The organism is Sporosarcina sp. AD_1 (genome assembly GCF_057373025.1).
The window spans coordinates 131,349-153,396 of record NZ_JBPVIR010000007.1; the positions used below are offsets into that span (position 1 = coordinate 131,349).

At 44.7% G+C, this 22,048-nt stretch carries 25 protein-coding genes, 2 riboswitches and 1 other annotated feature; of the genes, 14 read left to right on the forward strand and 11 right to left on the reverse strand.

Translation table 11 applies throughout. The features are described from left to right. Nucleotides 1-30: 30 nt before the first annotated feature. From ACSW3C_RS14820 to ACSW3C_RS14855, 8 genes are all read left to right on the forward strand, one after another. The gene (locus tag ACSW3C_RS14820) at nt 31-804 is read left to right on the forward strand and encodes a sulfite exporter TauE/SafE family protein (protein WP_486563579.1); all 774 of its coding nucleotides are present in this window, start codon (nt 31-33) and stop codon (nt 802-804) included. A 183-nt stretch (nt 805-987) separates the two neighbouring features. Further along, nucleotides 988-1,563 (forward strand): RNA polymerase sigma factor, encoded by a 576-nt coding sequence (locus ACSW3C_RS14825; RefSeq protein ID WP_238079090.1) that lies wholly within the window; start codon nt 988-990, stop codon nt 1,561-1,563. After that, nucleotides 1,550-2,314, forward strand: a complete 765-nt coding sequence (locus ACSW3C_RS14830; RefSeq protein ID WP_486563580.1) for a DUF4367 domain-containing protein — start codon at nt 1,550-1,552, stop codon at nt 2,312-2,314. Before ACSW3C_RS14825 ends, ACSW3C_RS14830 begins: the two co-directional genes overlap by 14 nt. A 24-nt stretch (nt 2,315-2,338) precedes the next feature. Beyond that, nucleotides 2,339-2,647 carry a hypothetical protein gene (locus ACSW3C_RS14835; protein ID WP_486563581.1) on the forward strand — a complete coding sequence of 103 codons (309 nt, stop codon included), beginning with the start codon at nt 2,339-2,341 and terminating at the stop codon, nt 2,645-2,647. Nucleotides 2,648-2,660: 13 nt separating this feature from the next. After that, on the forward strand, nt 2,661-3,149 hold the full coding sequence (locus tag ACSW3C_RS14840) for an SRPBCC family protein (RefSeq protein WP_486563582.1): 489 nt from the start codon (nt 2,661-2,663) through the stop codon (nt 3,147-3,149). Nucleotides 3,150-3,239: 90 nt separating this feature from the next. Then, a complete protein-coding gene (locus tag ACSW3C_RS14845; RefSeq protein ID WP_486563583.1) occupies nt 3,240-3,395 on the forward strand; it encodes a hypothetical protein in 156 nt (51 codons plus the stop codon). Between the two features lie 27 nt (nt 3,396-3,422). Then, nucleotides 3,423-4,073 (forward strand): SMI1/KNR4 family protein, encoded by a 651-nt coding sequence (locus tag ACSW3C_RS14850; protein WP_486563584.1) that lies wholly within the window; start codon nt 3,423-3,425, stop codon nt 4,071-4,073. Between the two features lie 374 nt (nt 4,074-4,447). After that, the gene (locus ACSW3C_RS14855; protein WP_486563585.1) at nt 4,448-4,894 is read left to right on the forward strand and encodes a GNAT family N-acetyltransferase; all 447 of its coding nucleotides are present in this window, start codon (nt 4,448-4,450) and stop codon (nt 4,892-4,894) included. A 231-nt stretch (nt 4,895-5,125) separates the two neighbouring features. On the opposite strand, the gene ACSW3C_RS14860 is transcribed toward ACSW3C_RS14855, so the two are convergent. Further along, nucleotides 5,126-5,764, reverse strand: a complete 639-nt coding sequence (locus ACSW3C_RS14860; RefSeq protein WP_486563586.1) for a glycerol-3-phosphate acyltransferase — start codon at nt 5,762-5,764, stop codon at nt 5,126-5,128. 252 nt (nt 5,765-6,016) lie between these two features. Next, nucleotides 6,017-6,131: riboswitch (SAM riboswitch) on the forward strand. 135 nt (nt 6,132-6,266) lie between these two features. Between ACSW3C_RS14860 and ACSW3C_RS14865 the strand changes: the two genes are divergently transcribed. The 4 genes from ACSW3C_RS14865 (at nt 6,267) to ACSW3C_RS14880 (ending at nt 10,758) form a co-directional block, all read left to right on the forward strand. Beyond that, nucleotides 6,267-7,568: an O-acetylhomoserine aminocarboxypropyltransferase/cysteine synthase family protein gene (locus ACSW3C_RS14865; RefSeq protein WP_486563587.1), complete on the forward strand. Its 1,302-nt coding sequence runs from the start codon at nt 6,267-6,269 to the stop codon at nt 7,566-7,568. A gap of 606 nt (nt 7,569-8,174) precedes the next feature. After that, the gene (locus ACSW3C_RS14870; RefSeq protein ID WP_486563588.1) at nt 8,175-9,161 is read left to right on the forward strand and encodes a homoserine dehydrogenase; all 987 of its coding nucleotides are present in this window, start codon (nt 8,175-8,177) and stop codon (nt 9,159-9,161) included. A 593-nt stretch (nt 9,162-9,754) separates the two neighbouring features. Further along, nucleotides 9,755-10,258 (forward strand): hypothetical protein, encoded by a 504-nt coding sequence (locus ACSW3C_RS14875; protein ID WP_486563589.1) that lies wholly within the window; start codon nt 9,755-9,757, stop codon nt 10,256-10,258. A gap of 98 nt (nt 10,259-10,356) precedes the next feature. Continuing rightward, the gene (locus ACSW3C_RS14880; protein ID WP_486563590.1) at nt 10,357-10,758 is read left to right on the forward strand and encodes a group-specific protein; all 402 of its coding nucleotides are present in this window, start codon (nt 10,357-10,359) and stop codon (nt 10,756-10,758) included. Nucleotides 10,759-10,806: 48 nt separating this feature from the next. Here ACSW3C_RS14880 and ACSW3C_RS14885 read toward each other — a convergent pair whose 3' ends face one another. The 3 genes from ACSW3C_RS14885 to ACSW3C_RS14895 form a co-directional block, all read right to left on the reverse strand. Then, a complete protein-coding gene (locus tag ACSW3C_RS14885) occupies nt 10,807-12,309 on the reverse strand; it encodes a glycine betaine uptake BCCT transporter (protein WP_486563591.1) in 1,503 nt (500 codons plus the stop codon). A 234-nt stretch (nt 12,310-12,543) separates the two neighbouring features. Beyond that, nucleotides 12,544-12,774 (reverse strand): excisionase family DNA-binding protein, encoded by a 231-nt coding sequence (locus ACSW3C_RS14890; protein ID WP_238078892.1) that lies wholly within the window; start codon nt 12,772-12,774, stop codon nt 12,544-12,546. Nucleotides 12,775-13,165: 391 nt separating this feature from the next. After that, nucleotides 13,166-13,651 (reverse strand): QueT transporter family protein, encoded by a 486-nt coding sequence (locus ACSW3C_RS14895; RefSeq protein WP_486563592.1) that lies wholly within the window; start codon nt 13,649-13,651, stop codon nt 13,166-13,168. A gap of 6 nt (nt 13,652-13,657) precedes the next feature. Further along, nucleotides 13,658-13,702: riboswitch (PreQ1 riboswitch) on the reverse strand. Nucleotides 13,703-14,075: 373 nt separating this feature from the next. Here ACSW3C_RS14895 and ACSW3C_RS14900 point away from each other — a divergent pair. Both ACSW3C_RS14900 and ACSW3C_RS14905 read left to right on the forward strand, forming a co-directional pair. Next, nucleotides 14,076-14,483, forward strand: coding sequence for an SRPBCC family protein (locus ACSW3C_RS14900; RefSeq protein ID WP_486563593.1), 408 nt, complete (start codon nt 14,076-14,078; stop codon nt 14,481-14,483). Nucleotides 14,484-14,561: 78 nt separating this feature from the next. Then, nucleotides 14,562-15,449, forward strand: a complete 888-nt coding sequence (locus ACSW3C_RS14905; protein WP_486563594.1) for a DMT family transporter — start codon at nt 14,562-14,564, stop codon at nt 15,447-15,449. A gap of 32 nt (nt 15,450-15,481) precedes the next feature. Here the strand turns inward: ACSW3C_RS14905 and ACSW3C_RS14910 are convergent, their stop codons facing one another. From ACSW3C_RS14910 to ACSW3C_RS14940, 7 genes are all read right to left on the reverse strand, one after another. After that, nucleotides 15,482-16,369 (reverse strand): CPBP family intramembrane glutamic endopeptidase, encoded by an 888-nt coding sequence (locus tag ACSW3C_RS14910; protein ID WP_486563595.1) that lies wholly within the window; start codon nt 16,367-16,369, stop codon nt 15,482-15,484. 13 nt (nt 16,370-16,382) lie between these two features. Continuing rightward, complete coding sequence (locus ACSW3C_RS14915; protein ID WP_486563596.1) at nt 16,383-16,934, reverse strand: hypothetical protein; 552 nt, start codon at nt 16,932-16,934, stop codon at nt 16,383-16,385. Further along, the gene (locus ACSW3C_RS14920; RefSeq protein WP_486563597.1) at nt 16,931-17,794 is read right to left on the reverse strand and encodes a hypothetical protein; all 864 of its coding nucleotides are present in this window, start codon (nt 17,792-17,794) and stop codon (nt 16,931-16,933) included. The genes ACSW3C_RS14915 and ACSW3C_RS14920 overlap by 4 nt, the downstream gene beginning before the upstream one ends. An 83-nt stretch (nt 17,795-17,877) precedes the next feature. Continuing rightward, on the reverse strand, nt 17,878-19,515 hold the full coding sequence (gene metG, locus ACSW3C_RS14925) for a methionine--tRNA ligase (RefSeq protein WP_486563598.1): 1,638 nt from the start codon (nt 19,513-19,515) through the stop codon (nt 17,878-17,880). 280 nt (nt 19,516-19,795) lie between these two features. Then, nucleotides 19,796-20,057, reverse strand: a binding site (T-box leader). A 57-nt stretch (nt 20,058-20,114) separates the two neighbouring features. Continuing rightward, the gene (locus tag ACSW3C_RS14930) at nt 20,115-20,456 is read right to left on the reverse strand and encodes a hypothetical protein (protein ID WP_486563599.1); all 342 of its coding nucleotides are present in this window, start codon (nt 20,454-20,456) and stop codon (nt 20,115-20,117) included. Between the two features lie 89 nt (nt 20,457-20,545). Beyond that, nucleotides 20,546-20,731, reverse strand: coding sequence for a hypothetical protein (locus tag ACSW3C_RS14935; RefSeq protein WP_486563600.1), 186 nt, complete (start codon nt 20,729-20,731; stop codon nt 20,546-20,548). Nucleotides 20,732-20,778: 47 nt separating this feature from the next. Then, on the reverse strand, nt 20,779-22,020 hold the full coding sequence (locus ACSW3C_RS14940) for an MFS transporter (protein ID WP_486563601.1): 1,242 nt from the start codon (nt 22,018-22,020) through the stop codon (nt 20,779-20,781). Nucleotides 22,021-22,048 lie beyond the last annotated feature (28 nt).

The following is a 22,048-nucleotide window of genomic DNA, read 5'->3' on the forward strand; positions in this document are numbered from 1 at the left end:
CCCTTTCTTTAGATAAAAGGAGGAATTATCGTGGATATTGGATTTATTATCACTCTTTTCCTAATCGGGTTCGTCGGGTCATTCCTATCGGGCATGGTTGGGATTGGAGGTTCCATTATCAAGTACCCAATGTTGCTATATATACCACCCCTTCTCGGTTTTGCCGCATTAACTGCACATGAGGTATCGGGAATAAGTGCAGTCCAAGTATTTTTTGCGACTATATCGGGCGTATGGGCATACCGGAAGAGCGGATTGTTGAACAAAACGCTAATTATCTACATGGGCACCGCCATTTTGATCGGTAGCTTTATCGGCGGTTATGGGTCGAATTTAATATCAGAGGGCGCTATTAATGTTGTATACGGAGTACTGGCATCAATCGCTGCCATTATGATGTTTGTCCCGAAAAAAGGCTTGGATGATATACCAGCAGACCAAGTAACTTTCAATAAATGGCTGGCCGCCGTTTTGGCTTTCATTGTTGGGGTTGCAGCCGGCATAGTAGGGGCAGCGGGTGCCTTTATTCTCGTGCCGATCATGCTCGTGGTCTTGAAAATTCCTACACGCATGACCATCGCAACGTCACTTGCCATCACGTTTATCTCTTCCATCGGATCCACAATAGGAAAAGTGATGACGGACCAAGTACTATACGGACCTGCCGCTATTATGATTGTGGCAAGTATTATCGCAGCGCCTATAGGAGCAAAAGCTGGGCAAAAAATGAACACAAAAGCGCTACAAGCCATTCTTGCGGTATTAATACTGGCAACTGCGATTAAAGTTTGGTTAGAATTTTAAATAGATCGGCCACTTGAACCCATTCTCTTTTTTAAAAGGATGGGTTTTTTCTGACCCTCTACCTTGTAAATCATTCCAAATACTCTACTCTATACCAAGATTTTGCGGTATAGTGAAGGAAATATAAGGAATAGTTCTTACTACATTCTGACGAGGTGAGAGGTGGTCGACTTGTTGAAAAAGGTGTTCGCCGAAGAGGAAAAAACGACGCCTGAAGTAGAGAAAATTATTTTCGAAAAGTATTATGACCGTGTTTATCATACAGCTTATTTTATTGTAAAAGATCCTGAATTGGCCCAGGACATTCTACAGGAGAGCTATTTGAAGGCTTTCCGCAATATCCATCTCATCCATGAAATCGAGAAAATCGGTGCCTGGCTGACAACCATTACAACCCGGACGGCCATCGATTATTTGCGGAAAATGAAAAGATGGAATGATTTTGCTGCAGACGACGTCTTTATTAACAAAGAGCTCCTGCAAGTAGAGCAGAATCCGATCTCGTCTGTTGAGACGGCGGCGGAGCGAAAACTAATTCGTTCCCTTTTGCAGGAAGAGATCGATAAATTGAAAGCGAATCACCGAATTGTCCTTTTTCTTTATTACTTCGATGACTTGACATATGAAGAGATTTCGGAAGCTTTGGATGTCAACATTGCAACTGTTAAGACAAGGGTGCACCGTGCGAAACTGAAACTGAGAGCGGCGATCGAAAAGAAAGAAGAATTGATGGAGGCGATTCTGGATGTCGGAAAATGAAGATCGGGATTTCGATGACCTCATTCGGGAAGCACTGCAAGAGCAAATCCATCGACAGCCCCTTTCCGAGGTAACCATCGAGGAGGCTTGGAAGCGGCTTGAAGCTGGAAGAAATACGAGCCCTCCTCGCCGGAAAATGAAAGGCTGGGGCATGCTTCTGTCCTTAGCGGCCGCTTGTATGTTGCTTTTCTTCATTTGGTCGCCTGGAAACGGAATTGCTTATGGAAACTTAGTTGTATGGTTTCAGCAGATTCAAGGTTCGGTCATTCAACTGATGGGCGGAAATCCGGAGGGAGCGGAAACTGTGGTTACGGACATGCCGGATGCAACTGCTTTTCAAGTCATTGAGACCTCGGAATATGAAACAGATCAGCTGAGTGTAGAGGAAGCCCAGTCTGTAACGGACTTCCCAATCATCCTCCCTGTGGTTCCTGTTGACTTCGAATTATCACATGTGGATGTGATAAGAAAACAGAATGAGAAAAGCAAAGAAATCTATCTGAATTATACCGGTGGGGACAGGGAGTTCACCATCGCACAATTTAGCAGCACAGAATCTTTCAGCTTTGGCATTGTGGCGGACCGAGATGATGCCAAAGTTGAAGAATGGATCATCGGGACACATAAAGGGAGTTTAATCACATATAAAAACAATCTCCGCCAATTAATCTGGATGACAGAAAGCCATTATTTCAGCATTGAGGGCAACTTAACGGAGGAAGAAATCGTCAAGATTGCAAGATCTATGTAAATTAGTTGAAAGGCGGTTGCTGATTTGGAGGCAAGTAATATCTTTGGAAACATCTATTACTATATATTTGTTCTTATTGTAATCAACTCAGTCGTCATCTTTTTCCTGAAGGAGAGAATGAAAACGGTGCTGTATCTATTGTTCATCTCCTTATTTCTGCTGTTCATTTTCTCGCAAATGCTATTACAAGAAGGAATTTTGGTTGACCGATATAATGCCTCGGGTGATCCGACGTCCGTGACATTATTCATCGTGATTTCGATTGTTTTCATGGCAAGCGCGATTTTTTATTTTGTTCGATTTTCGAGAAAGAAAATAACTAAGGATCAGTAAGGGGATAGGAGAAATGGCAGTAGCAAGCAAAGGGGTTATCAATGAAGTCACCATCCAAGCGCCTGTGGAGTTGGTGTGGTTGGCTTGGACTATTTCGGATCGTGTATCGCAGTGGTTCGCACCGGAGGCGGTAGTAGAAGCGGAAGTTGGCGGGTCATATGAATTGTATTTCATTCCTGGCAACCGTGAAGGCATGAATACGATGGGATGTAAAATTGTATCTCTTGTGCCACAAAAAGAATTGGCCTTCACTTGGAAAGGCCCGGATCAATTCCAAGAGATTATGAACAAGGAAGATGAACTAACAACAGTTTGCGTGCGTTTTGAACCGATGGACGAAGAAACAAAAGTAACAGTGGAACATACTGGCTTCCAGGATGAAAGTGAATGGAAGGAAGCGGTTGATTGGCATCAAATGGCGTGGAGCGGTGTTCTTTCCAGTTTGAAGGCGGCACTCCAAAAAGGAGAAGGGAATTTATGCTGCCAGCCGGCGAATGATTGAGTGAAAAGGAGTTTTTTGATTAGAAGGGAAACGAGGTGCCAATTCCTATATGAACTGACATTCCTGTTTTCTGAGACTGGGGGGCAGTTCATGGAGGATCAGGACCATCTGAACAAACAGGACTACTTGAACAGAAAAAAAGAGGCCGATTCGCTGCGATCTATATTGGGCGAGATTGGCTTTGTCGCCATAGTCATCGGATTTTTTGTTGTGTACTTCCGGATACTTGCATACGTCTTTAAGTGATCTGATATGAGAAAAGGGTGTAAGAAAATGGACTACGAGTCAATAAGAGAAAGAATAGCTACCATCTCTGCTAGAATTCAACAAATAGGTGGAGATGTTCAGGAAGTTGTAATAGATGACCCGGTCTCACCAGAACAAATACTTCAGACGGAAGAACATCTTGGGGTTGAGTTGCCTAAAAGTTTTAAAAAGGTGCTCCAAGAGTTTTCTGGGAATTTCAGTTTACGTTGGTTTTTACCTGATAACAGCGAGCAGCCTGATGAATTTAGAGAAATTTTTTGCGGTACACCACATTGGAGTTTGAAACTCCTTCCTCAATTCGAGGAAGCCCGAATAGGTTGGATTGACAATGTGTTCCCGAACCCAGAAAATGAGTATGATGTTGTCTGGCATAACAAATTAGTGTTTTGTGAAGTTGGAAATGGTGACTACTTAGCTTTTGATATGAAAGACGATACAGACGCTGCAATCGTTTACCTTAGCCACGATGATGGAAAAGGTCATGGATATAAGCTCGCAAATAACTTCAATGAATTCATTGAGAATTGGTCCAGAATAGGTTTTGTAGGGTGTGAGGATTGGCAGTGGCTTCCTTTTACGACAAGTTCTATCAGTGGAATAAATCCCGATGGCGGGACGGCAAAAAGATTTAGAACATGGTTGGGATTAGAAATATAATAATTATAAGAGTATCAATTATCATCTAACATGTTCGGTTGATGAGGGAAAAACATACAGCATTTGAGGGCACAATTCGCATATGAATAGGTGTCCCTGTTTTGTTTTAATACAGTTAAAATGATTTATATAAATGATCTGGAATCGCAGCATAGGCATAAAATAATGAGATTTTACTAATTCACTTGTTAGAACCCATGCTAATTGGATATTGGAAAGAAAATATAAAAAAGAGTAGTATTCGACGTAATGTCTCGTAATTTTAAATGGAATTTCGATTTATTAAGGTTTATTTGCATTTGCTGATTCCGCTTTTCAAAAGTTGAATTATACATATTAAAAAGTCATAACTATATTTGGAAGGTGAGATTGCTTTGCTAGAATTAAGAAAAATTAATAGTGACAATTATGAAGAATGTTTAAACTTGCGTACAACTGATACAAGTATGGAATTTGTAGATTCTGTGGCGTATTCATTAGCCGAAGCGTGGGTATTTTATGAGGAGTCACGCCCTTTTGCAATCTGTGCTGATAATGTGATGGTAGGCTTTGTTTCAATGTCTATTGCTGATAATAACCCACAAATCATAAATTTTATGATAGATAGCCGTTTTCAAAAAAGAGGCTATGGAACATTAGCCGCTAGGCTTTGTATTGAATATCTGTGTAAAGAATTCAATGCACGTAGGATTTCCTTACCAGTTAATTTAGAAAATAAAACCGCACTAAAATTTTGGAGTAGCTTAGGCTTTGAGCAATCCGACAATATAGAAAATGGTTATCTTTATATGCGGTTGTACATAGCAGAAAAATCTGTCTGAGCATATGTTATGTTGAAAAAATGTTGTAACTAAACTGTCTCGATTGTTCTTTAAAAAGTGCTTTAGTTCAATTGGAGTTATAGAATATTATGCTAAAAAAGCGCCCACTTCTGAGCGCTTTTACTTGTTTTATATAGCTATTTCACTGTTGAAATACATGCTGATTAACCTGTTATTTTCGTTTTTAAGTTGTTAATTGCACTTCTCTCGCCATCCCCTAAACTGGTTAGATCAAGAGGACTTCTCCTTTTTCTTACTGAATGATGCACGGATGCGTGTTTCAGTTCCCGCACGAATTCGTTTTATATTTTCAGTATGCTTCCAAACAGCCATGATGAAAAGCAAGGCGGCAATCAGGATCGGCCAGTAGCCATCCAGCCAAATGGCCATTGCCATCAAGGTGACGTACAACATGAAGACACCAATGACGAGAATGTCCGTCAATAGTGCGACCGCAATGAAAAGGACAAGGCCTGCCAAACCGAATCGCCAATCGATGGCAAATAAAACCCCGATGACCGTTGCCGTCCCTTTTCCGCCGTTAAATTTCATGTAAAACGGAAAGTTATGCCCGAAAATGACAGCAGCTCCCACAGTGAAAAGAAGCAATGTGCTATATTCTGGATCTAGATTAAACTGGTTGGAAAGAAGGCGGACTGCTATGACAGCCAGAATTCCTTTTCCGATATCAATTATGGCAACGAGCGCCCCATATCGTTTTCCGAGAACGATGAGCGCGTTCGAAGCACCCGCATTTTTCACGCCGGTCTCTTTCAAGTTCACTCCAGAAATCCATTGCGCTACGACTGAACCATGCAAACAGCCGATGGCATATCCGATTATGGCAATACCGATGATCCAAAAGATCATAAAATTCCCCCATATTCAATATGGTTTTATCATACGATGTCTGAATGGACCGTTCAATGAATTTCTCAAAGATAGCCGAATGGTAGGGGAAAGAGTCGTTTCTTCAAATTTAATGTAAAAATAATTTATTGATGAAATAAAGAAAAGTCCCCGATGATACGAAACGTTCAGAACAATTTTTAATTTACCCCTTGACTTTGAAAATAGGAGTCTCTATACTGTTCAACAAGATGAAAAACTGAATCACCCATACTCTTATCAAGAGCGGCGGAGGGACTAGGCCCTGCGATGCCCGGCAACCGGCAAGTGACGAACTTGCAAAGGTGCTACTTCCTACAGAACGTGCGAACGGTCTGAAAGATAAGGGGAGGAATAAGCGAAAGCGTAACCCTCTTCTTAGCGAAAGGGGTTATTTTTTTATTCCTAAAAACCCCCAACGCCTCCGCACTGCATCACTCTGTTGCATTTTCGTCTTACACTACAACCACTGGAGGTAATTCTAATGACAAACAACCAACTTCAACCTGAAACTCTACTTTTGCATGGTGGCCAAAAGCCCGATCCTGTTACAGGGTCCTGCGCAGTGCCGATCCATCGCACCACTTCTTTTGTTTTCCGTGATACAGAACATGCCCAAAACCTATTTGCCCTTCAAGAGGCAGGGAATATTTATACACGCATTACGAACCCGACTGTTGCAGTTTTTGAAGAAAGAATTGCTTTGTTGGAAGGCGGAACGGCAGCAGTTGCCCTTTCTTCCGGTATGGCAGCAATTGCTTTCTCCATATTGAACATTGCAGGTGCCGGTGATGAAATCGTGGCAGCCAGCAACTTATACGGCGGTACGTATAACTTATTCGCAACAACTCTTCCTCGCTACGGAATTACAGTAAAATTCGTAGATGCTACCGATCCGGAGAATTTCCGTGCGGCGATCACTGACAAGACAAAAGCGCTGTTTGCTGAGACGATCGGCAATCCAAGCTTGCACGTTCTCGATATCGCGGCAGTGGCGAAGGTAGCTCATGAGAATGATATTCCATTATTGATCGATAGCACATTCGCTTCTCCGTATGGCGCAAACCCGATCGAACATGGAGCAGACGTGGTCATTCATTCGGCAACGAAATGGATTGGCGGACATGGCACAACAATCGGCGGAGTGGTCGTCGATGGTGGTAAATTCGACTGGACGAAAGGAAAGTTTCCTGGATTCACTGAGCCGGATGAAACATACCACGGCTTGCGCTACGGCATCGATACAGCGGGCGCGGCATTTGCTACAAAACTACGTGTCCAATTGCTACGTGACTTCGGTCCTTGCCTGGATCCAGACAGTGCCTTCAACTTCTTGCAAGGTTTAGAAACGCTTCACCTGCGCGTGACACGCCATAACGAAAATGCACGCAAAGTAGCGGAATTCTTGAAAAATCATCCTTCTGTTGAGTGGGTAACTTATGCAGGATCGGAAGACCATCCATCGCATGCCAACGCGAAAGTGTACTTAAAGAATGGATTCGGCTCTATCCTTGTATTCGGTATCAAAGGCGGACGTGAAGCAGGACGGAAGGTAATTGATGGTGTAAAGATCTGGTCGCACGTCGCTAATGTCGGGGATGCCAAATCATTGATCATCCATCCGGCATCGACAACACATCAGCAACTGTCTGCTGAAGATCTGAAGAATTCAGGTGTTACAGAAGAATTGATCCGTTTGTCTGTCGGCTTGGAATCCGCGGAAGATATTATCGCAGACCTCGCCCAAGCGATCGAAAAAGCAGTTCCTGTCGCTGTAGAAAAATGAAATAAAGTAATTGAAAGATAGATTTTTGATAGTAAATGGCAGAAAGACGACCTCATTTGGTGACTGCCGATTTGAAGTTAACACAGGGAGTATCTCATTTGAAACTTGCCGGTGTGTATATGCGGTTTAGGGGCCTCATTTGGCACTAGCCGGTGTGTATTTAGCGTAAGGAGTGTCCCATTTGTCACTTGCCGGTGTTGATTTGGTGTAAGGAGTGTCTCATTTGGCACTCGACGGAGAGGGTTTGGAATAAACAGTGTCTCATTTGGCACTCGACGTAATGGATTTAGCTCAAAGCGTGTGTTATTTGGCGCCCGCCGGTGAGGATTTGGCGCAAAGGCTGTGTTATTTGGCGCTAACCGGAATGAATTTGGCGTATGAGGTGTCTTATTTGGCGCCAACCGGAATGAATTTGGCATAAGGAGTGTCCCATTTGGCACTCGCCATAATGAATGTAGGGTAACGGAACGTCCCATTCGACGCCCGGTCGCATGAATGGGAGAAAAGGGTGTCTCATTTGACGGCCTTCGATAGGTTTGGAGAAATTGGCACCTCATTTGGTGCGAATTTTTCATTTTGTAGAGTCGTGTGAAAGGAAGTGGTCTTGTGCCATCCATTAAAGCGGCCATTCTTGGCTTTGGAACGGTAGGGGAAGGCATCTATCGTATATTGAAGGAGAAAAGGGAACAGATTCAAGAGCAGACGGGTTATACAATCGACATTGTCGCCATTTTGGTAAAGGACGCGACGAAAAAGCGTCTGGCGACACCAGGTGTTGTGATAACGGATGATATTCGCGATATTTGGTCAGGTCCTGCGATTGATGTTGTCTTTGAAGCGATTGTCGGTGAGGAACCGGCCTATACTTATCTGTCCGAGGCGATTGAAAAGGGAACTCATATTATTACAGCGAATAAGAAGATGTTTGCTAAGCATGGTCCGGCTTTGGTTAAGCATGCCGAGTTTCGCGGCGTCCAAGTTGGTTTTGAAGCGACGACGGCAGGAGGGGTCCCCATCATCCGAACGGTGAGCAATCTAATCAAAGGCGATCGGGTTCGGCGCGTCCAAGGGATCTTAAATGGGACTTCGAACTACATCTTAACGAAGATGAGGGAAGAACGTATTCCATTCCAGCAGGTCTTGCAGCAAGCGCAAGCTCTTGGCTACGCCGAAGCAGATCCAACTGATGACGTAAGCGGCGGTGATGCCTTCCGCAAATTGATGATTCTTAGCTCCTTGGCTTTTGACCGGCAGCCGGATTGGGATCACGTTCCTGTTGTGGGAGTGGATCATATCGAGCTTCCCCACGTGCAAGAGGCTTCAGAAAACAATCTACGCTATCGGCATGTGGCCGATGTTTGGCTCGATGAACAAGGTGGCTTGCAGGCAACAGTCGGCCCGGTGCTAGTCGGATCCGATCATCCCCTTCACAGCATAGACGGGGTAGACAACGCTGTCATCGTCGACACGGAATACCTTGGCCAGCTCACTCTTGTCGGGCCGGGCGCAGGCATGTATCCGACCGGCAGTGCAATGGTCAGCGATTTGCTTCATATACTAGGTCAGCCGAGCAAAGTGTTAGTGAGTCAATAAAGAGCGTGTTTATAAATAGTAATAAAAAAGAATTGCTTTATTTCCTAACGGGTTCGGTTGATGGGGAGAAAACAATAAAAACATAGCATTTGGGGACACTATTCGCATATGAATTGGTGTCCCTGTTTTTGTTGTTATATCAACTTTACATTTTAATCAAAATAGCAAACGAAGATGAATTTATTAAAATTCCTCCTTGGATTAGCTATTTAGCTTTAGTACAATCATTAGGTTTATTATCAACTTCAAAGAGTATTTTCATATTGAAGAAGATGTCCCTAAGTTTTGGTCGAATTCTACGAACAAAGTTGTCGGCACGATGCAGCAGGAATCAACCTTCATTTCTTTTGAAAATGCAGGATCAGTTTTGTCAGTTGGAACGATTTGTTCAGTGGTGGCAACTCATCTGAAGGAAATTGATAATGAATATTAATACTAGGACTAGAAAGATCTCTTTTTTATGATGAAGACTAAATGTATTCTACAGAGGTAGCATTTCTTCTTGAACTAACGGGACAGGTTAGTGCAATAAAGTGATGATGTTTTATGGTAATATCAAGGGAATAATTGATTCTTTGATTGGGGGAATCTTTGTGTCAAATGAGATTATTGAAAAAGTGAAAAGAGGACTCGAGGGAATCGAAATCGGCTATTTTGATACAGGTCAAAGCTTTGAAAAAGAAGCGTATTACAATTATTTTGGTGCTTCAGATAAGGAAACACGTCGCTATGCGATTGCTGTATTTACAGTGTATTTAGGAAATTGGTATAGCCTTTGTAGTTTTCCGTTTTTAGATAGAGAATCTTATTTGGAAGAGTTTATTAAGGCATTCATAGAGCATCACCAGCAAATTGAAAGTGATTTCCCTAGTATGTATGAATATATCATTTCATTTTTAATTCGCATTGAAGAAGAAAATAGCGGGAAAAATGCTTATTCAACTTTTGAAATTGACAAGGAACTACACGAACGTTTAAAAAGAGAAGTGTTAATACCTAAACGAGAATACTTAGATAAGCATACATCAATAAAATACTTTTTGAGGGAAATTAGAGTTGATCCTTTTTTTAAATCTGATTACTTTGAAGAACTGTAATAATAACATCCGCTTATTAACCTGTTATTTATTTCCAGTAGTTCTTTTTTTCTTGTATGTTAATGCGCTTTTTACTTCATATGAAAGGACGTGAAAAAATGAATTTCTATATTGCATCCAGCTTCTCGAATATCGAAACGGTTCGATATGTGAGCGGAAGGCTCAAAAATTTGGGATTCCGCCATACCTATGATTGGACGCAAAATGAAAGGGGTGCAACCATTGATCAGTTAAGAGAGATCGGCCAAAAAGAGAAAGATGCCATCATGGAAGCTGATTTCATCGTCGTTTTATTGCCTGCTGGAAAAGGGAGTCATATTGAATTTGGAATTGCGTTAGGTCAGGGTAAGACGATTTATCTTCATTCCCCCAATGGCGAAGTGGATGACTTTAACACGACCAGTACTTTTTATCATCTGCCGGGAGTAGAAAAATGTACGGGCACCATTGATGAGTTAATTAATACCATTTATGAGGCGGAAAGTGTAGTCTCCACTTAATAAAAAGCAGTACTCCCATGATCAGAGGGAATACTGCTTTTTTGATTTTTATCGACTGTTCTTCTTCCGCTGCATGCCCTTCATTTCTTTATTCAGCGCCTTGATCAGCGAGATGATCATCAGGAGCATGATAAAGGAGAACGGCAAAGCCGCGATAATAATCGTGTTTTGCAAGGCAGTCAGTCCGTTGACGGACAGCAAGATGAGCGCGATGGCCGATTGGATGACGCCCCATATGATTTTAATGTTATTTGGCGGTGTTAGGGAACCGTATGTTGATTGCATCCCGAGAACAAACGTAGCCGAATCGGCGGATGTAATGAAGAAGGATGCGATCAGCAATACGGCGATGATGGAGATGACGAAAGACCAAGGCATGTTATGGAACATTTCAAAGATGACCAGTTCCGTTGATTCCTTTGCCAAATCTCCAATTCCTTCCCGCTGGATATTGATGGCAGTCGTGCCGAACGCCGAGAACCAAAAGGCGCTTAACAGTGTTGGCGCCAATAGCACGCCGACCATGAATTCCCGGATGGTTCTTCCTTTGGAAACACGCGCGATAAACATGCTGACGAATGGTGCCCAGGAAATCCACCAAGCCCAGTAGAAGATTGTCCAGCCATCCAGCCACTCCCGATTTTCTGCGTTAAGCGGTGCAGTCCGGAAACTCATTTGCACTAAATTCGCCAAATAGCCGCCGATTGAATCGGTGAACATATTTAAGATGAGAAGTGTCGGTCCCAGTATGACGACGAATGCCAATAGTGCCAGTGCTAGGACCAGGTTCGTGTTCGAAAGATATTTAATTCCTTTGCTGAGTCCCGTCCAAGCGGACATGATGAAAAGGACGGTGACAATGGCAATGATGATAAATTGCACTTCAATGCCGATGGTTACGCCGAATAGATAGTTTAGCCCTGCATTAATTTGAACAGCGCCGAAGCCGAGCGAGGTGGCTACCCCAAATGCGGTTGCGAAGACGGCGAGGACATCGACGAGAATTCCCCAAGGGCCTTCCATCTTCTTGCCGAAAATCGGCTTCAATGTTGCTGAAATTAATCCCGGTTCGTTTTTACGGAACTGGAAGAAGGCTAACGACAGCGCGACAACTCCGTACATCGCCCATACATGGAGACCCCAATGGAAGAACGATTGACGCAAGGATTCCTTAAAAGCGGCATCCGTGTTTGGTTCAGCGGTCGCCGGGCTAATAGCGTAATGTGACAATGGTTCAGCTGCCCCGTAAAAGACTAGTCCGATTCCCATTCCTGCGGAGAACAGCATGGCAATCCACGTGATGGTTGAAAACTGCGGCCGATCTTCATCCTTACCCAATCTAATTTTGCCAAATGGACTGAAGATGAAGAAGATGCTGAGGACGAGCAGAACGGACAGCAGCATCATGTAATACCAGCCAAATGATGAAGAGACAAAGCTCTTGATGTTCGTAGTGACGGTTTCGAAGCTATCGGAAGCGAAAACGCCGTATCCGACAGCTAAGACGATCAATCCGATCGTTATATAAAAGACGTTTGATATTTTTTTCATGTTGCCCCCTATGAAGTTTGGTATTTTTACAACGACTATCAACTATACCAACCCTAGAGGAGGAATGCAAAAGAGGAGCAGGTGGATGAAATTAGAAGAAATTAAATTTTATCTTTTTATAAAACGGGCAAAAGGCAACCGCCTTCTGGCTTGAGGAACGTATTTTATTAAGTTTGTTTTGCTGAAATTAAGGAGTGCGAAATAAATAAATTGAGTCCATCTACCTATTATCCTTTAGTCTTCATCTTTAATATCTCGATCAGGCGGAAGGGGTTCATTCCAATAGTCCTCAATTAGCCGTTTTGCTGTTTCCAGTTGAGAAAAATAGAGCGAGAATTGATCTTGATTCACCAAAAATTGTTCTCCGTCATGGACGGCCCGAATTCTTCCAGTAAGGACATATTGCCGCACTTGCTCCACCGGCATGCCTATATAATCGGCAGTTTGTTCAATTGTCATATACATAAGGACTGCTCCTTCAAAGTGTAGTTATGGAGATCATCCTCCCTGCTAGAGGAGGAAGCTAGACTTTTATTGTACCAAAAACGTGCTTTGAATGAACATGAAACGGGAGGTCCGAGAATGGAAGTAAACGAGTGGAAGGAAATGATGCTTATCAAAGTTACGAATAAAGGGGAAAGGCCAATGCTCTCGCCGTTGCATAATTTTTTTATCTGACAACAAATGAAAAGGCAAAGCTGGCAGTGCCTTTCACTTCACCGTCCTAGCGAATCAGAGCGGAATAGGTGTATCTTCCGGGCTCGGTAGGTGCAGTGGGGTTGTGATTGGATGGTAAAAGAAAAGAAAGCGCCTCATCCCGTTCGAAGATGAGGCGCCGCCTAGAAGTGATCTTATATTAAATAAGCCGGTCCAAATTCAATCGCTTATTCAAAGCGTCCATAACAGGTATGCCTACCAACATGACAACGAACTCGCCAACAGCGACAAACCCCCACGTGATGAGGAAAGGCAGGCCAAGGACGATATTCAATTCCCATGCAATGAGGAACATGGTGAAGGTAAATACAAGGGTATTGAACAACATCCGCTTGTATAATCCTCGAATGAATTTAGCCGAGAAAATGGTGATTGATAAGGCAAGAATCGATTGCCCGACGCCGAACACTAAATCAATCGGACCCAGTTCGGAGAAGAGTAAGTTGGAGACAAAAACCCCAAGCACAACCCCGATCATGTACTTTTTGTTGAAAATGACAAGATGATTAAACATCTCAGACAAGCGGAACTGGATGTTTGTGAAGCCGAACGGGGCAATCAAAAACGTCACAGCCACATACAACGCAGCGATAATCCCGCTCGTTGCCATAGTTTTGACTTTCATATTCATTTCTCCTTAGTTTTTTATCGTGGGATGGTTACGAACCACGAGGCAAAAAGCCTATCTTCCAGTCTAACATAGTAGAATTCGTCCGTAAATATGTAATAGGCTTCCAACCTTTCTGACAGGCAGCATCAGCATTCTGATGTTCGTTTCGATATATTGGCGTTCACCCGGAGTTATTGGCGTTCGTTTCGTTTTATTGGCGTTCACCCGGAGTTATTGGCGTTCACCCGTATTTACTGATGATCACCCGGGATAAATAGCGTTCTGCCCCCCGAGTATATTCATTTAACAAAGCAATCCTCTTCCAACTAAACAATGTTGTATACTTACCAAGAGGTTTCTACGGATTGCTGGGGAGAGATCATTTGAAGAAATCCGGCGCCGTTGGGTAATGATGAAAATAGGAAGGAGATGCAAAATAATGAATGATATTCGAAAAGAGGTTGTCATTGAGGCGCCGATTGAGAAGGTATGGAAGTTTGTCGGAACAGCGGAGGGGCTGGCTGCTTGGTTCATGCCGAATGATATGAAACCGGTGGAGGGCGAGTCGTTTGAGCTGCAGGCTGGACCGTGGGGTACTTCGGTTTGCCGTGTGACTCGTGTGCAGGCGCCTTCTGCGTTTGCTTTTGATTGGGGAAAGGATTGGCATCTTTCATTTGAATTGGAGGAGCGGGGAGGGCAAACCCACCTGACTTTCATTCACGGCGGTTGGCAGGAAGGCATGGCGACGGAGTTTGGCGAGCCGCATGACGTCGTGCAGCCGAGAATGGATGGGGGCTGGACGGGCCTTGTCCAGAAGTTGAAGCAAGTGGCAGAAGCGGGCGAGTGATTTTTCTGTCGATTCTGTTTTGTGTTCTATACCAATTCCTTCCCTCGTGATATATTCAATAGAGAGGGAGGGTTCGGGATGTCACAACGGATCGCATTTATCATCGTTTTGCTGGGTGCTATGTTATGGGGCACGACCGGCACAGCGCAGACCTTCATGCCCCAGACGGTCCATCCATTGGCGGTGGGTGCTTCGCGGCTTGCGGTCGGCGGTTTTTCATTGCTTATTGTCATGGTCGTTATGGGGAAAATCAATTTCCGTACATGGCCTTGGAAGGCGACATTGCTCGCTGCACTCGCCATGGCCATTTTCCAATATTGCTTTTTCACGTCCATCCGGCTGACGGGCATCGCCATCGGAACGGTTGTTGCGATCGGGAGTGCACCGATGTTTTCGGGTATTGTCGAATGGCTTTTTCTGAAGCGGCGTCCGACGAAGGTCTGGCTGATGGCCACGTCTCTGGCGATTGTCGGCTGCGTCCTTTTATTTTCAAATAAAGAAGGGATGGTCGTTAATCCCATTGGTGTTTCGCTGTCCCTGTGCGCCGGTTTGCTTTTCGCTTTCTACACATTATTTAATAAAAGCGTGTTGGAGAGAGCAGATGCGATTCCTTCCGTGGCCGTCATTTTCTCCGTGAGTGCAGTCATGCTTATGCCGTTTTTATTTATATTTGAAACGGAGGGGCTGCTAACGGCATCAGGCATTTCAACGGTCCTCTATTTAGGACTGGCGACAACCAGTGTGGCGTATATTTTATTCTCCGCCGGATTGCGACACATTCCTTCCTCGTCTGCCGTTACGCTTTCATTAGGAGAACCGCTGACTGCGGCCATTTTAAGCGTGGTAGTCGTCGGCGAACGACTGGATATTATTTCTTGGGGCGGGATCGTTTTGTTGGTCGGAGGCATTCTTGTCTTGACGGTCAGTGGCAGGGGTAAAGAGAAGGTTATAGAAAGTGTGACATAAGAAAGGCGCAGCTGCAAAAAGCTGCGCCGTTTTTAATTTTTCCGTCGTGCGTACAGGCGAGTGGCGAAAAAGCCGAGGATGATCAGCAATGTCGCAAGCAATCCGCCCTCCAGTCCGAATGCACCGCCGGTCAACCAATCATTTCCGGTAGATACGGACACATTATAGAGACCATGCGGGGTTGTACCGCTCACTGCAAATCCAAAAACATTTCCTTGAAAATAGTTCCATGTCATATGATAGCCGATCGGCAGCCACAAACTTTTCGTCACGTCGAACATGTAAGCGAAAAGCAAGCCGACCAACAGAATATTGAGCAGTCCGAGCAGACTGACATTCGGGTTCATTCCGTGCGCAATGCTGAAGATGACAGCAGAAACGACATAAATGGCCCACTTGGGGTTGTTTCGACTGGCCATCGTTGACATGACATAGCCGCGGAAAAACATTTCTTCGGACAAGCCGACGAGAATGAAAAGAATAAGAAAGGCGACAGTATAAGTTGAAAATTCAGGGCTCCCAAATGAATTCAGTAAGGTGACGTTTCCGGTTGACAGTAAGAGAATGAAAATCATACTGATAGAAACCGCCCCAAGAAAAAGGCCATAGAGAAAATCGGCGATTGAAAACTTGAAACCTAGTGTTCGTAACGTGCCTTTATTAATAAAGCGCCAAAAAATGTAGGTGATCAAGATACTACCTAGAACGCCTCCGCCTTGCATCGCCAAGAAAAACCATGGATGGCTGTCGAGCATCTCCATAACATTCACTTCAACTGAACTTCCAAATTGGGGCATCTCATTAGTTAATAGCAAGAACAGTCCTGGCAGGGCGAAAACTTGTTGTGCCACCACCATGGCAATAAATGCGAATACAATAAGCCACCCGGCGCGAACTTGCCCCTTGTCGTTTTTAAACAAAATACATCCTCCTTTATACGGTGATATCCGACGTCGGCATTGGTTTCAAATTCCGAATTTGATTCAGCAGGACAAGGAAGCCGAGATCCATTACTAATAACGCAAGACTGGCTACTCCCATTAGCCAAGCCACTTCATTGCTGAGCAAGTTAGGCGTGAGCGTCATGATGAAAAGGGCCGCGAGGTGAATGAAAACATAGTACCGGCTCCGCAACTCTGTCCGGCGGGTCCATTCGCTTTGGTTGAACTTGGCCGTAATAGCTTTCAATAGGCTGAACAAATAGAAGGCGACCACTAATTTGACGAGAAGCAGCAAACTATAGTAATTGCCCGTCAAAACGCCAGACGGTAGAAAGCTTATGAAGACGGAGGGAAGCGATAGGATAACACCAGTTGCAGCGAACCGGCTTGCTTTTGAAGAGATGGAATACTCGGTGCTCAGCTTCGATGCCCCGAGGTAGATCAGGAAATAACCAAGGGGATCGGGTAGCCAGTCGATGACGATATCGATACGGAACCAAACGAAGAAATAACCGATGAAAATCCATTTGACGGCCTGGCTCATTGTCCATCTCTCCTTTTCCTCTTGATGATTTCCTGTATATCCTCCTGCTTCAAATAGGGTTGACTCGATATAGTTCCGATGGTTTGGAAGGTTTCTCCGCTATCAGTTCTTCCTGATACAGCATAGCTGCTTTCCAAGTAGTCCGTCGAGTCGCCGAAATAGGTCGTGACGTTGAACTGCTGGCCTGGTTTCAGCTGGATTGGGAACTGAAGTTCCTTTAGCGGCAACCCTTTACCGTCCTTTGCCTGCCGGGCAGGATCTCCGCCGGATAATTTGAAAGTGAGCCGATCATTCAACTGAGGGATCGCCAGCGTCATCGCTTCTACTTGTAACGGTTCATATACATTAAAGCCAGTAAAGCTATCTCCTTCAGTGCTACCACCCCAAGAAACGGGTTTTATTGGGTCGTCGCTTTCCAAAGAGTACGGCTGCTGTAGAATGACTTCCCCAATATCTGCTTTCACATCTCTGTAATCCGAAAAAAAGACTTCCATCTCGTTGAATTTGAAATCCCCGTCGCCTGCATGATATTCAAGTGCTGCTTCATTCACCAGCACAGTTATCTTACGCAATACATAATGGCGGAATGACTGGATATCAGTTGGCATTCCCGTGGAAAAACCCATATCTCTCTCCACATATCCCATCACCTTGTTTATATGAACATAATTCACCTGGGACAAATCATCTTTATTGGTCAGATAATAGAACGTCAAATAATTTTCGTCGTTCATGGTCGTTTCAACAAAATGATCGAGGAAAACAGGCTCCTCCAGCCGCTTGGCATCAGCATATAAATAATTTGCAATCCAACTTATCCCGATGATGCAGAGGAAGATCCAAAAGACTCGCTCTTTCATTCGCACTATCCTTTCCCAAACATTTCCTTGTAACTAATTGTCTCAAAGAATGGAAGGAATTGCACGGGTTCTTTTGGCTCGAATTAAAGCGCATTTTGATGCAGCTGTGACACTTCTTCATCTATTCTCTCAATGGCAATCCGTTCAAAAAGCGGTGAGATGGACTCCAATTTTCCAAACTGCGGATTCACGGCTTCCCAAGATAAGGACGGCAGATTCAGCATTTGTTTTACGGCTTCGCTTGAGAACGGCAGGAATGGAGAGAGCAACTGAGATAAGTTCGCAATGATATAGACACAAGTAGCCATAGTGCGATCACATGCTTCTGGTGTGTCCTTTATTTGTTTCCAAGGCTGTTCGTCATCAAAGTATTTATTCGCCTGGCGCACGAAACGGAAGATCGCCTCGAGTGCTTCCTTGCAGCTCCCTTTTTCAATGAGTGAGCCGACAATTGGATAGAGATCGGTTACAGCCTGTTGGATTGCTGGATTTATTTCAGCGGTGGGAACAATGCTTGCATATGACTTCTCAATAAACTTTAACGTCCGGTTTACAAAATTCCCATACGCACCAAGCAACTCTGCATTGTGGCTGTAAATAAATTCCCGCCAAGAAAAATCGGCGTCTCTGTTTTCAGGCGCATTGGCCGTCAAAAAATAGCGAAGCGAATCAGGATGATATCGTTCCAGTACATCAGGCACCCAAACGGCCCAATTCCGGCTCGTCGATAATTTCTGTTTCTCCAGTGTCAAATACTCATTCGAGATGATATGTGTCGGCAGGGCGTCCTCTTTACCGATTCCGGCTAAGATGGCAGGCCAGATAATCGTATGGAAGGGGATATTGTCCTTGCCGTGCACATAATAAGAAACCGTCTCACTGCTCCAAAAATCACCGTCGGACAAGCCACATTGCTTCGCCCACTCATGACTCGCCGACAAATAACCCGTCACCGCCTCGATCCAAACGTACACCTTCTTTTCTTCATAGCCGGCTACGGGAATGCTCACCCCGTTCGGCAAATCACGAGAAGCCGCCCGGTCGTGCAGACCTTCCTGCAAATAGCGCTCGGATTGGTGAATGGCGTTTTCTCGCCAACTCTTGGATTCTTTTGCTTCCGCTACATAGGAAGAAAGAAGCTCCTGAAAAGCACTTAATTTAAAATAAAAATGTTCCGTCTTGCGAACAACGGGTTCATTGCCGCAAAGCTTGCAAGTCGGATGGATCAAGTCGAGCGGATCCAAAATCGCTCCGCAGGCATCACACTGGTCACCGCGGGCCCGGCTGCCGCAATTCGGACAAGTGCCTTCGACAAAACGATCGGGGAGGAATCGCTCATCCGTCTCACAATAGGCTTGCTCGACTTCTTGTTTAAAAATATAGCCATTCTCCAGCAGCGTAAGAAATACATTTTGCACCACTTGATGGTGAAATGTCCCGTCCGTCCGGGTGTAGAGGTCATACGTAAATCCAAGCTTTGAAAAGCAGTCAACAAACTCGGTGTGATACCGGTCCGCAATGTCCTGCACTGGCACTCCTTCTGTATTCGCGCGTATGGAAATGGGCGTGCCATTGCAATCGCTGCCCGACACATACAAAACCTTTTCTCCCTTCAAACGGTAATACCTCGCCAACACATCCCCCGGCAAAAGCGCCGCAATATGTCCCAAATGCAAAGACCCATTCGCATACGGCCAAGCCCCTCCGATAAAAATACTCATTTGTCTTCCTCCTATGGATTGTAGATTTGATAAAATCTCCTAGTTTGCATGATTGTTTACCTTGAATTGTAGTCAAGCGGTAATCAATTCAAATTAGCCGGTGATAGAAAGCGTTCACCCGGTGATAGACTCGAATTAGGCGGTGATAGGCATGAATTACCCGGTGATAGGATAGCCGACTCCTTCGAAATAAAGCCGACCATAACAGAATACCTCTGCCCAAAATACCTCCCTTCATTTGCCTGCAAAATAAAAAACCCCGCCCCTATCGTTAAAAAACGATAAGGACGGGGTTTGAATGCCCGTGGTACCACCTTAGTTTGCAGCCGGCTTGCGCCTGCCACCTCAAGACGTACAAGCCGAAAAAAGCGTATACGCTGACGTGGATAACGAGCGCCAACCCTCGTCGCATCCTACTAATCCGTAGATGTTCAGTGCGCGGCTCCAGGATCATGTTCAAAAGATTCGTCCGCTTCATTCCCACCAACAGAAGCTCTCTAGGCGACAATCCTCTTTTTACTTTTCCCTCTCACAGCCTATAAAAAATATAATTTTGATGATTGTAAATCATTTGCTTGATTTCGTCAATCCTATGGATGTCACGGGGCGCCGGGAGTCAGCCGCAGCATGATGAAAATAGAGGACAGGAGAATCATTAAAATCATGGACCATAGCAAACCAAGCAGCAGCCAAAGATACCACCTTTTTGGCTGGCGAATTAAGAAAGGAAGTAACGTGAGTGTGCCAACGATGGGGGCGAGGATATACAAGTTGGAGCGGTTGTAGATTTCCCTTCCTTGTGAATTATAGAAATCGTGGTAACCGATGAGGCTTAACAGCCAGGGGATGAAATCGAACACACATACAATACTGACGCAGAGCAGCGTAATGGCCATCAAAAATTTAGTGATGGAAAACTCCTCCTCTCCTTGCAAATCCAATCTAACACATTTGGATAATAATTCAAATTAAAAACCCCGGAATTGCCAAAACGGCAATTCGGAGTTTACGGTTTCACTATATAATCCCGTCAACCATTTACTGGAGGACGTTGTGGATCAGTGTTCTCTTTTTGTTGCTTCTTCTGCTTCTTTGTCTGATCATTTTTCCCGATTACGTCCATATCGTCAGGGCTGATGTCAAATCCATAGCCGAACTCTTCACGGTCCAAGGTGTTGCCCTTTTTTATCTTCTTTTCTTTCGCCAATGGAATCACCTCCTCTTCGGAAGGGTGTTCCAGTACGGAAAGGTTATGCAAGGGAATTACGCTTTTTTCGTGTCCGCTTCCAAAAAAATGTTTCGTTGCTTAGGCATCCACATGAAGGCGATCAACCATAATACGCTGAGCAGACTGAGCGCGGCCAGGATAATGATGGTGAGCCGCAAGGACACAATATCCGCCATCCAGCCCATGCCGAGGACAAATATGATCTGGAATACACTTAGGATGACTCCGTACAAGCTGGTCACGCGACCCATCAGTTCGAGCGGCACCTGGTATTGATACCATGTTGTGTACCCAGTGTTCGCGAACGCATTAAAGAAGCCGAGGATAATAAACCCTGTCGATATCATGGCGAACGACTGGCTGAACGCATACATCAAATAGCCGATCGATACAAGGAGAAGTCCGCCTCCGAACAACATTCGGATGGACAGCTTCTCAGCCAGTAACGCTACAGCACCCGCTCCGAGGAGCGCCCCGATGCCCGTTATGCTAATGAGCAAGCTATATTCCATTTCGCTCAATCCGACAACCCGCTGAGTAAAGACGACTTCTTGCGCATCCATCGCAAAGGTCATTAATGTGAACAACAGGTAGATGCCAAGGATTACGATGAACAATATTTTCGATTTGCCGAAGTCAATGACAACCTTGAAATCCTCTGCAATGGCTCTGACAGATAACGGATTGAGCCCTGCCGTTTTCTCCGCATCGACATTCGGCAGCCAGCCTAAAATGAGGGCAGAGACGAAGAAGGAGGCGGCATTGATCCAAATGGCAATGTCCACGGATCCAACGATGACGAGTGCTCCAGCAATGGCAGGTCCGATAATGAACGCGCCTGATGTCGTCAATGAATAGAACGCGTTAAATCGTTTTCGTTTTTCTTCTGGAACGAGTGTTGTTGTGTAGGTAAGAGATGCCGGAGCGAAGAATGATTTCGCCATACTTATGAACCAAAGTAATATGTATACGCCCCATACCGAAGTCATGAAAGGGACGAGCGCGACCAGGATGCCTCGAATGATATCCGTCCAAATCATCATGCGGCGTTTATTCGCACGGTCGATTACGCTGCCTGCCCAAAAACGGGTTAGTATAGCAGCTGCTGGTCCTACGACCCAAAGACCCGCCACTGCCGCAGCCGAATCGGTCATATTGTAGACAAGCAAGTTAATGGCGACCAAGTAGACGAAGTCGCCGATCGTTGATAATCCCATAGCACTTAACAAAAGTATGGGAAAACGCCAGCCGGTCCATTCTTTTTTACTAAGTTCCATTGTATTCTCTCCCATACCCGTTACTCTT

Bases quoted from the DNA above. Each gene is read 5' to 3' on its own strand.
- ACSW3C_RS14890 (WP_238078892.1), bottom strand. From the start codon at position 12,774: ATGTATATGACAATTGAACAAACTGCCGATTATATAGGCATGCCGGTG.
- ACSW3C_RS14880 (WP_486563590.1), top strand. From the start codon at position 10,357: ATGAATTTCTATATTGCATCCAGCTTCTCGAATATCGAAACGGTTCGA.
- ACSW3C_RS14895 (WP_486563592.1), bottom strand. From the start codon at position 13,651: ATGAAAGTCAAAACTATGGCAACGAGCGGGATTATCGCTGCGTTGTAT.
- ACSW3C_RS14860 (WP_486563586.1), bottom strand. From the start codon at position 5,764: ATGATCTTTTGGATCATCGGTATTGCCATAATCGGATATGCCATCGGC.
- ACSW3C_RS14840 (WP_486563582.1), top strand. From the start codon at position 2,661: ATGGCAGTAGCAAGCAAAGGGGTTATCAATGAAGTCACCATCCAAGCG.
- ACSW3C_RS14920 (WP_486563597.1), bottom strand. From the start codon at position 17,794: ATGAAAGAGCGAGTCTTTTGGATCTTCCTCTGCATCATCGGGATAAGT.
- ACSW3C_RS14845 (WP_486563583.1), top strand. From the start codon at position 3,240: ATGGAGGATCAGGACCATCTGAACAAACAGGACTACTTGAACAGAAAA.
- ACSW3C_RS14940 (WP_486563601.1), bottom strand. From the start codon at position 22,020: ATGGAACTTAGTAAAAAAGAATGGACCGGCTGGCGTTTTCCCATACTT.
- ACSW3C_RS14900 (WP_486563593.1), top strand. From the start codon at position 14,076: ATGAATGATATTCGAAAAGAGGTTGTCATTGAGGCGCCGATTGAGAAG.
- ACSW3C_RS14915 (WP_486563596.1), bottom strand. From the start codon at position 16,934: ATGAGCCAGGCCGTCAAATGGATTTTCATCGGTTATTTCTTCGTTTGG.
- ACSW3C_RS14865 (WP_486563587.1), top strand. From the start codon at position 6,267: ATGACAAACAACCAACTTCAACCTGAAACTCTACTTTTGCATGGTGGC.
- metG (WP_486563598.1), bottom strand. From the start codon at position 19,515: ATGAGTATTTTTATCGGAGGGGCTTGGCCGTATGCGAATGGGTCTTTG.
- ACSW3C_RS14905 (WP_486563594.1), top strand. From the start codon at position 14,562: ATGTCACAACGGATCGCATTTATCATCGTTTTGCTGGGTGCTATGTTA.
- ACSW3C_RS14830 (WP_486563580.1), top strand. From the start codon at position 1,550: ATGTCGGAAAATGAAGATCGGGATTTCGATGACCTCATTCGGGAAGCA.
- ACSW3C_RS14885 (WP_486563591.1), bottom strand. From the start codon at position 12,309: ATGAAAAAAATATCAAACGTCTTTTATATAACGATCGGATTGATCGTC.
- ACSW3C_RS14850 (WP_486563584.1), top strand. From the start codon at position 3,423: ATGGACTACGAGTCAATAAGAGAAAGAATAGCTACCATCTCTGCTAGA.